6 protein-coding genes are annotated in these 6,787 nt (G+C 74.1%); 5 read left to right on the top strand and 1 reads right to left on the bottom strand.

Annotation, left to right across the window (positions count from 1 at the left end; all coding sequences use genetic code 11):
• The 3 genes from CA983_RS38650 to CA983_RS38635 all read left to right on the top strand — a co-directional run.
• Nucleotides 1-166, top strand: a 166-nt coding sequence (locus CA983_RS38650; RefSeq protein WP_143645692.1) for a DUF1949 domain-containing protein, incomplete at its 5' end; no start/stop codon positions are given.
• Nucleotides 167-890: 724 nt separating this feature from the next.
• Nucleotides 891-2,054, top strand: coding sequence for an exonuclease SbcCD subunit D (locus CA983_RS38640; protein ID WP_086605380.1), 1,164 nt, complete (start codon nucleotides 891-893; stop codon nucleotides 2,052-2,054).
• Nucleotides 2,051-5,047, top strand: a complete 2,997-nt coding sequence (locus tag CA983_RS38635; protein WP_086605379.1) for an AAA family ATPase — start codon at nucleotides 2,051-2,053, stop codon at nucleotides 5,045-5,047. The genes CA983_RS38640 and CA983_RS38635 overlap by 4 nt, the downstream gene beginning before the upstream one ends.
• A 2-nt stretch (nucleotides 5,048-5,049) precedes the next feature.
• On the opposite strand, the gene CA983_RS38630 is transcribed toward CA983_RS38635, so the two are convergent.
• Entirely contained in the window at nucleotides 5,050-5,496 is a 447-nt protein-coding gene (locus tag CA983_RS38630) for an Lrp/AsnC family transcriptional regulator (protein ID WP_086605378.1), read from the bottom strand.
• A gap of 94 nt (nucleotides 5,497-5,590) precedes the next feature.
• Here CA983_RS38630 and CA983_RS38625 point away from each other — a divergent pair, with 94 nt between their 5' ends.
• Nucleotides 5,591-6,067, top strand: coding sequence for a rhodanese-like domain-containing protein (locus tag CA983_RS38625; protein ID WP_086605377.1), 477 nt, complete (start codon nucleotides 5,591-5,593; stop codon nucleotides 6,065-6,067).
• 44 nt (nucleotides 6,068-6,111) lie between these two features.
• On the top strand, nucleotides 6,112-6,630 hold the full coding sequence (locus tag CA983_RS38620) for an immunity 21 family protein (RefSeq protein WP_086605376.1): 519 nt from the start codon (nucleotides 6,112-6,114) through the stop codon (nucleotides 6,628-6,630).
• Nucleotides 6,631-6,787 lie beyond the last annotated feature (157 nt).

The raw sequence follows: 6,787 nt of genomic DNA, 5'->3' as shown, positions 1-6,787 counted from the left end.
GCGTACCAGCGGGCGCGAGGTGCGGGACGTGCGCTACGGGGAGGCGGTCACGATCGACATCGCGCTGCCGGACGCCGACGTGGACGCCTTCCGGGCGTGGCTCGCCGACGCGACCGCCGGAACGGCCGGCTTCGAACCGGGCGGGGAGGCGTACGGCGACGCCTGACGCGCGGTCGGTCACGTGCGCGGCGCCCGGGAGCCTGATCGTCGGGCGTCACTGACGGTGGAGTGGGACGGGGGCCCGCAGCGCACCACCGAGGCTGTTGCGCGCTCCTAGGCGCTCCGCCCCCTGGCCGGACCGGCGAAGGGGCGGACTGCGAAGGGGGACTGCGAAGGGGCGGAGCGGCGGGTTCCGGACCGGCTGTCGCGGACGGTGGCTATCGGCCGGCGTCGCGGCGCCGTCGGGCTCCTCCACGCCGGTGGGACCTCGGCCGGCCTCGGCACCCGCACCCCCCGCTTCCGCGCTTGCGGGAACCCAGGCGGACGGCGAGCAGTGCCGTGCCGACGGCGAGTGCCGCGAGGACGTAGCGGTGAGGTCGCCGTTCGCGACCCCCCACCCGGTCCGAGAGCAGGAAGACGATCACCTCGGCGACGTCCCGCGGATCGACCAGGCGGCCGCCGGGAAACCCCTTCTCGAACTCCCGGTAGGCCCGCGGGTCCTCGTCGCGGCGCGTGATGCGGGAGTACGACCTCGCGCCGGAGTGACCCGTTCCACGGCATACGTGCGGACATTTCCCCTGAATTGACGCCCGACGGATGAGGCATCCCGAGGTTCGTGATGGACCAGGTGCCCGCACGGGTTAGCGTGGTGGGTGCTGACAGCGAGCCGTGCCGGCTCGTGCGGGTCGTGGAGCGGTAGCAGGGGGAGACATGCGGGTCGGAGCGGCGTCGTGAGACTGCTGCACACGTCCGACTGGCACCTGGGCCGGTCGTTCCACCGGGTGAACATGCTCGGCGCCCAGGCCGAGTTCATCGGCCACGTCGTCACGACCGTGCGCGAGCGGGCCGTGGACGCGGTGCTCGTGTCGGGGGACGTCTACGACCGGGCCGTGCCGCCGCTCGCCGCGGTCGAGCTGTTCGACGACGCCCTGCACCGCCTCGCCGACCTCGGCGTGCCGACGGTGATGATCTCCGGGAACCACGACTCGGCCCGCCGGCTGGGCGTCGGCGCGGGCCTCATCGGGCGGGCCGGCATCCATCTGAGGACCGAGCCGTCGGCGGCCGGCACCCCGGTGGTGCTGGCCGACGCCCACGGGGACGTCGCCTTCTACGGACTGCCCTACCTCGAACCGGCCCTGGTCAAGGACGAGTTCGGCGTGGAGAAGGCCGGGCACGAGGCCGTGCTCGCCGCCGCCATGGACCGGGTCCGCGCCGACCTCGCCGCGCGAGCGCCCGGCACGCGCTCCGTCGTCCTCGCGCACGCCTTCGTCACCGGTGGCGAACCCAGCGACAGCGAACGGGACATCACCGTCGGCGGCGTGGCCGCGGTGCCCGCCGGCGTCTTCGACGGCGTCGACTACGTGGCGCTCGGGCATCTGCACGGCTGCCAGACCCTCACCGACCGCGTCCGCTACTCCGGCTCCCCGCTGCCCTACTCCTTCTCCGAGGCCGCCCACCGCAAGAGCATGTGGCTCGTCGACCTGGCCGCCGACGGCTCCGTCGAGGCCGAGCGACTCGACTGCCCGGTGCCGCGCGCCCTGGCCCGGATCCGGGGCACCATGGAGGACCTGCTCGCCGACCCGGAGCTGGCGCGGCACGAGGAGGCGTGGGTCGAGGCGACGCTCACCGACCCGGTCCGCCCGGCCGACCCGATGGCCCGGCTCACCGAGCGTTTCCCGCACACCCTCAGCCTCGTCTTCGACCCCGACCGGGCCGAGGACGACCCCGAGGTGTCGTACGCCCGGCGCCTCGCCGGCCGCAGCGACCAGCAGATCGCGGAGGACTTCGTCGCCCACGTGCGCGGCGCCGGACCCGACGCCCACGAACAGGGCGTGCTGCGGGACGCATTCGACGCGGTGCGGGCCGACGAGACCGTACGGGAGGTCGCCCGGTGAGGCTCCACCGGCTGACGATCACCGCCTTCGGGCCCTTCGGGGGCACCCAGACCGTCGACTTCGACGAGCTGTCGGCGGCCGGGCTGTTCCTGCTGCACGGACCCACCGGCGCGGGCAAGACATCCGTCCTCGACGCCGTGTGCTACGCCCTGTACGGCTCGGTGCCGGGCGCCCGGCAGGGCGGCGGACAGGGCACGGCCCTGCGCAGCGACCACGCCGCGCCGGCGACCCGCACGGAGGTGACCCTCGAACTCACCGTGGCCGGACGCCGCCTGGAGATCACCCGGCAGCCGCCCTGGGAACGCCCCAAGAAACGCGGCACCGGCACGACCCTCGACAAGGCCCAGACCTGGCTCCGCGCGTACGACACCACGGCCGGGGCCTGGAAGGACCTCAGCCGCTCCCACCAGGAGGTCGGAGAGGAGATCACCCAGCTGCTCGGCATGAGCCGGGAGCAGTTCTGCCAGGTCGTGCTCTTGCCGCAGGGCGACTTCGCACGGTTCCTGCGCGCCGACGCCGAGGCCCGCGGCAAGCTGCTGGGCCGCCTGTTCGACACCCGCCGCTTCGCCGACGTCGAAAAGCGCCTCGCGGAGCGCCGCCGTGCCACCGAGGCCCAGGTCCGGGACGGGGACGCCGCGCTGCTGGCCGACGCCCACCGCATGCAGCAGGCCGCGGGCGACACCATGTGGCTGCCGGACCTGGCCCCCGGCGAACCAGGACTCGCCGAGGCCGTGCTGGGCGCCGCCGCCGTCGCCCGCAGCACCGCCCGTGAACAGCTCACCGTCGCCGAGTGCACGCTCGCCGCCGCCGAATCCGCACAGGCCGCCGCCGGCCGCACCCTCGACGACGCACGCGAACTCGCCAGGCTCCAGCGGCGGTTCGCGGAAGCACGGGAACGGGCGGCGCTCCTGGAGGAGCGGACCGAGGCGTACCGGGAAGCACAGAAGCGCATGGAGCGCGCCCGCAAGGCCGAGGCGGTCGCACCCGCCCTGGACCTGCGGGAGACCGCCGACGCCGAACACCGGCGGGCGGCCGCCGCCGAGGCACGCGCGCGTGCCCTGCTGCCCGAGACCTTCGCCGACGCGGGCGCGGCCGGGCTCGCGGCCGCCGCCCGCCGGGCCGCCGAGGAACTGGGCGGACTGGACTCGGCCCGCCGCGCCGAGCGGCGACTGGCCGAACTCCTCGACGAACGCGCCGGCCTGGACCGCCAGGAACGCGTCGACGCCGAGGTCCTTCAGGAAGCGCAGGCCTGGCTCGACGGCTGGGAGGAGACGCGCACCGCCCTCCAGGCCGGCGTCGACTCCGCCCAGCAGGCCGCCTCCCTCGCCGAACAGCTCGCCGTACGGCGCGAGCCCGCGCGGCAGCGGCTGAAGGCGGCCCGGCTGCGCGACCAGTTCGCCGAGGACACCAACAAGGCCGTCGAGCGGGTCCGCACCGCACAGGAGGAGGCGCTGCGCGCCAAGCAGCACTGGCTCGACCTCAAGGAACAGCGCCTGACCGGCATCGCCGCCGAACTGGCCGCGAACCTCACCGACGGCGAACCCTGCGCCGTCTGCGGCGCCACCGAACACCCCGCCCCCGCCCGCAAGGTCGCCGGGCACGTCGACCGCGAGGCCGAGGAACACGCCCTGGCCGCCTACCAGCGCGCCGACGAACAGCGCGCCGAGGACGAGCGGAACCTCGGCGTCGTACGGGAGGCGCTCGCCGCCGCCACCGCCGAGGCCGGTGACACGCCCACCGAGCAACTCGCCCGCGAAGTCGAGGAGTTGGAGGAGCAGTACGCACAGGCCCGCCGGGGCGCCGCCGAGCTGCACGCCGCGCGGGAGCGGCTGCGGCAGGCCGGGCACGAACACGAGCGGCGCGTCGCCGCCCGGCAGGAGGCCGCCGTGCGCAGCGCCGCCCGGGTCGGCCACCGGGAGCGGCTGGAGAGCGAACGCGCCGCCCTGGAAGAGGAGCTGGACCGGGCACGGGGCGCCCTGGACAGCGTCGCCGCCCGGGCCGCGCAACTGGAGCGCCGGACCGCGCTGCTCACGGACGCCGCCGACGCCGCCCGTGCCGCCGAGGACACCGCCCAGCGGCTCAAGGACGCCGACGCCCGGCTCGCCGACGCCGCCTTCCGCGCAGGCTTCGACACCCCCCGGGACGCGGCCGCCGCCCTCCTCGACGACGACGCCCACCGCGAGCTGCAACGACGGCTGGACGCCTGGCAGACCGAGGAGGCCGCCGTACGGGCCGTCCTCGCCGAGGCCGACACCGCGGCCGCCGCCCGGCAGCGGCCCGCCGACCTCGCCGGGGCGCAGCTCGCCGCCGACACCGCGGCCCGCCGGCTGCGCGACGCCGCCTCCGCCCACGACGCCGCCGCCCGGCGCTGCGCCGAACTCGACCGGCTCTCCGCCCGGGCGACCGCCTCCGTCCGCCGCCTGGCGCCGCTGCGCGAGGAGTACGACCGGGTCGCCCGCATGGCCGGCCTCACCGCCGGCACCTCAGCCGACAACGAACGCCGGATGCGCCTGGAGTCGTACGTGCTGGCGGCCCGCCTCGAACAGGTCGCCGCCGCCGCGACCGTACGGCTGCGGCGCATGTCGTCCGGCCGCTACACCCTCGTCCACTCCGACGACCGCACCGGACGCGGCCGCAGCGGACTCGGACTGCACGTCGTCGACGCCTGGACCGGCCGCGAGCGGGACACAGCGACCCTGTCGGGCGGCGAGACGTTCTTCGCCTCGCTCGCCCTCGCCCTCGGCCTCGCGGACGTCGTCACGGACGAGGCGGGCGGGGTGCGGCTGGACACGCTCTTCATCGACGAGGGCTTCGGCAGCCTCGACGACCAGACCCTCGACGAGGTCCTCGACGTCCTCGACTCCCTGCGCGAACGCGACCGCAGCGTCGGTATCGTCAGCCACGTGCCCGACCTGCGGCGGCGGATCCACGCCCAACTGGAGGTCGTCAAGGGCAGGGCCGGGTCGGTGCTGCGGCAGCGCGGCGTGGGCTGAGGTCAGCGGCCGAGGGGGCGCCGGGGCAGGGGCGAGGAGTACACCACGCTCGTGGTCACCGAGCCCAGCGCCCCGATCCGCCCGGACACCTCCTCCAGGTGGCGCATCGACCGGGCCGTGACCTTGATGACGAAGCAGTCGTCGCCGGTGACGTGGTGGGCCTCCAGGATCTCGGGCGTGGCGGCGACGAGGTCGTGGAAGGGCTTGTAGTTCCCGCTGGGATACCGCAGACGTACGAACGCCAGGATCGGCAGTCCCAGCTTCTCCGGATCGACCACGGCCGCGTAGCCCTGGATGACCCCGGCCTCTTCCATGCGGCGCACCCGTTCGGTGACCGCGCTCGCGGACATGGAGACGGCACGGGCCAGCTCGGTGAAACTGGCCCGGCCCTCCCGCTGGAGGACGTCGAGGATGCGCCAGTCGGTGGCGTCCGGGGAATACGCGGTCATCGCCGATGAATAGCAGTGAAATCCCCGGTGGAACAAGCCAAGTGCCGGTGATCGTCACTTCAGGGCGCGGATCCGGGGCCGTAGCTTTCTCGGCATGACCGCCATCACCGTGCATTCCGTGCTGCGGGTGGCCCCAGCCACCCCGGCCGAGGCCGCCGCCCACTTCCGCGCCGCTCTCGCCTTCCACACCGACGTGTCCGACGTCGCCACCGCGCTCGCGGCCGGCGGCGACCCCGGCTTCGTCGTCGTCGACTCCCGCTCCACCGAGGCCTGGGACCAGGGCCACATCCCCGGCGCCGTCCACCTGCCGACCGCGCTCGTCCGCGAGCAGGCCGCACAACTCCTCGACAGGTCGGTGCCGGTCGTGACCTACTGCTGGGGCCCCGGCTGCAACGGCGCCGCCCGTGCCGCCCTGGCCTTCGCCGAACTCGGCTACTCCGTCAAGGAGATGCTCGGCGGCTTCGAGTACTGGGTCCGCGAGGGCTTCGAGTTCGAGACCTGGCAGGGCCGTGAACGCCGTGCCCCGGACCCCCTGACGGCACCCGCGGACGCAGGCGACTGCGGCTGCTGACCCCTGGGACTTTGAAGGGAGTTGACCATGTAGGTTCTTGCGTCATGGTGCGATACGCGGAGCCGGGCGTCGTGGAATGGGTGGAGTCGGGCGGTGGGCCGCTGATAGCGGTGCCCGAGACGGTTCTGCCGTTCTGGGCGGGTGCCGACGGCGAGGAGACGGCCTCGGACTACGACCGGGCCTGCGAGGTGGATGGGCACGTCGGGCTCCTGCCGGTCGGCGACTGCACGGCGCTGGTTCTGGGGGACGAGCCTGCCTCGACGGCCTATCTGCCCGACCACGGGATGTTCGTCCGGTGGTTTGCTGGTAACTCCGAGGATGAGTTGCTCGCGAGCGTGCCGGTGGCTGTCGATACGGCGGAGTGGGAGCCGGAGGTTCACTGGGAGGTGCCCGGGGCTGTGTTTCTTTTCGACGCGGCGTGGCCTGGGGCGGTGTCTTCGGGGAGTGAGCGGGTTCGGGTGGGTCTGGAGCCGGGGCGCTACGCGGTTCGAGCGGCTCGGGTGCAGCCGGGGCCTGAAACGTGGCTGGGCTTGGTTCAGTTGCGGTTGCTTGCGCCTAGGTGACCGTGGGGTCTTCGTTTTTCGGCGTGTGCGGGTTGTTTGTGGTTGATCGCGCAGTTCCCCGCGCCCCTGAAGGGGGCGATATTCGCGTGCGTCGGTCCAGAGGTCCGGCCACGATGATCGTATGCCTCGGCTTCCCCACCCCACCCCGGAAGAACTC

Origin of the sequence: Streptomyces swartbergensis, assembly GCF_002148965.1 — a bacterium.
Classification (GTDB): domain Bacteria; phylum Actinomycetota; class Actinomycetes; order Streptomycetales; family Streptomycetaceae; genus Streptomyces; species Streptomyces swartbergensis.
Note: the sequence above shows the minus strand (reverse complement) of the source record. Positions and strands in the feature narration are given on the sequence as shown.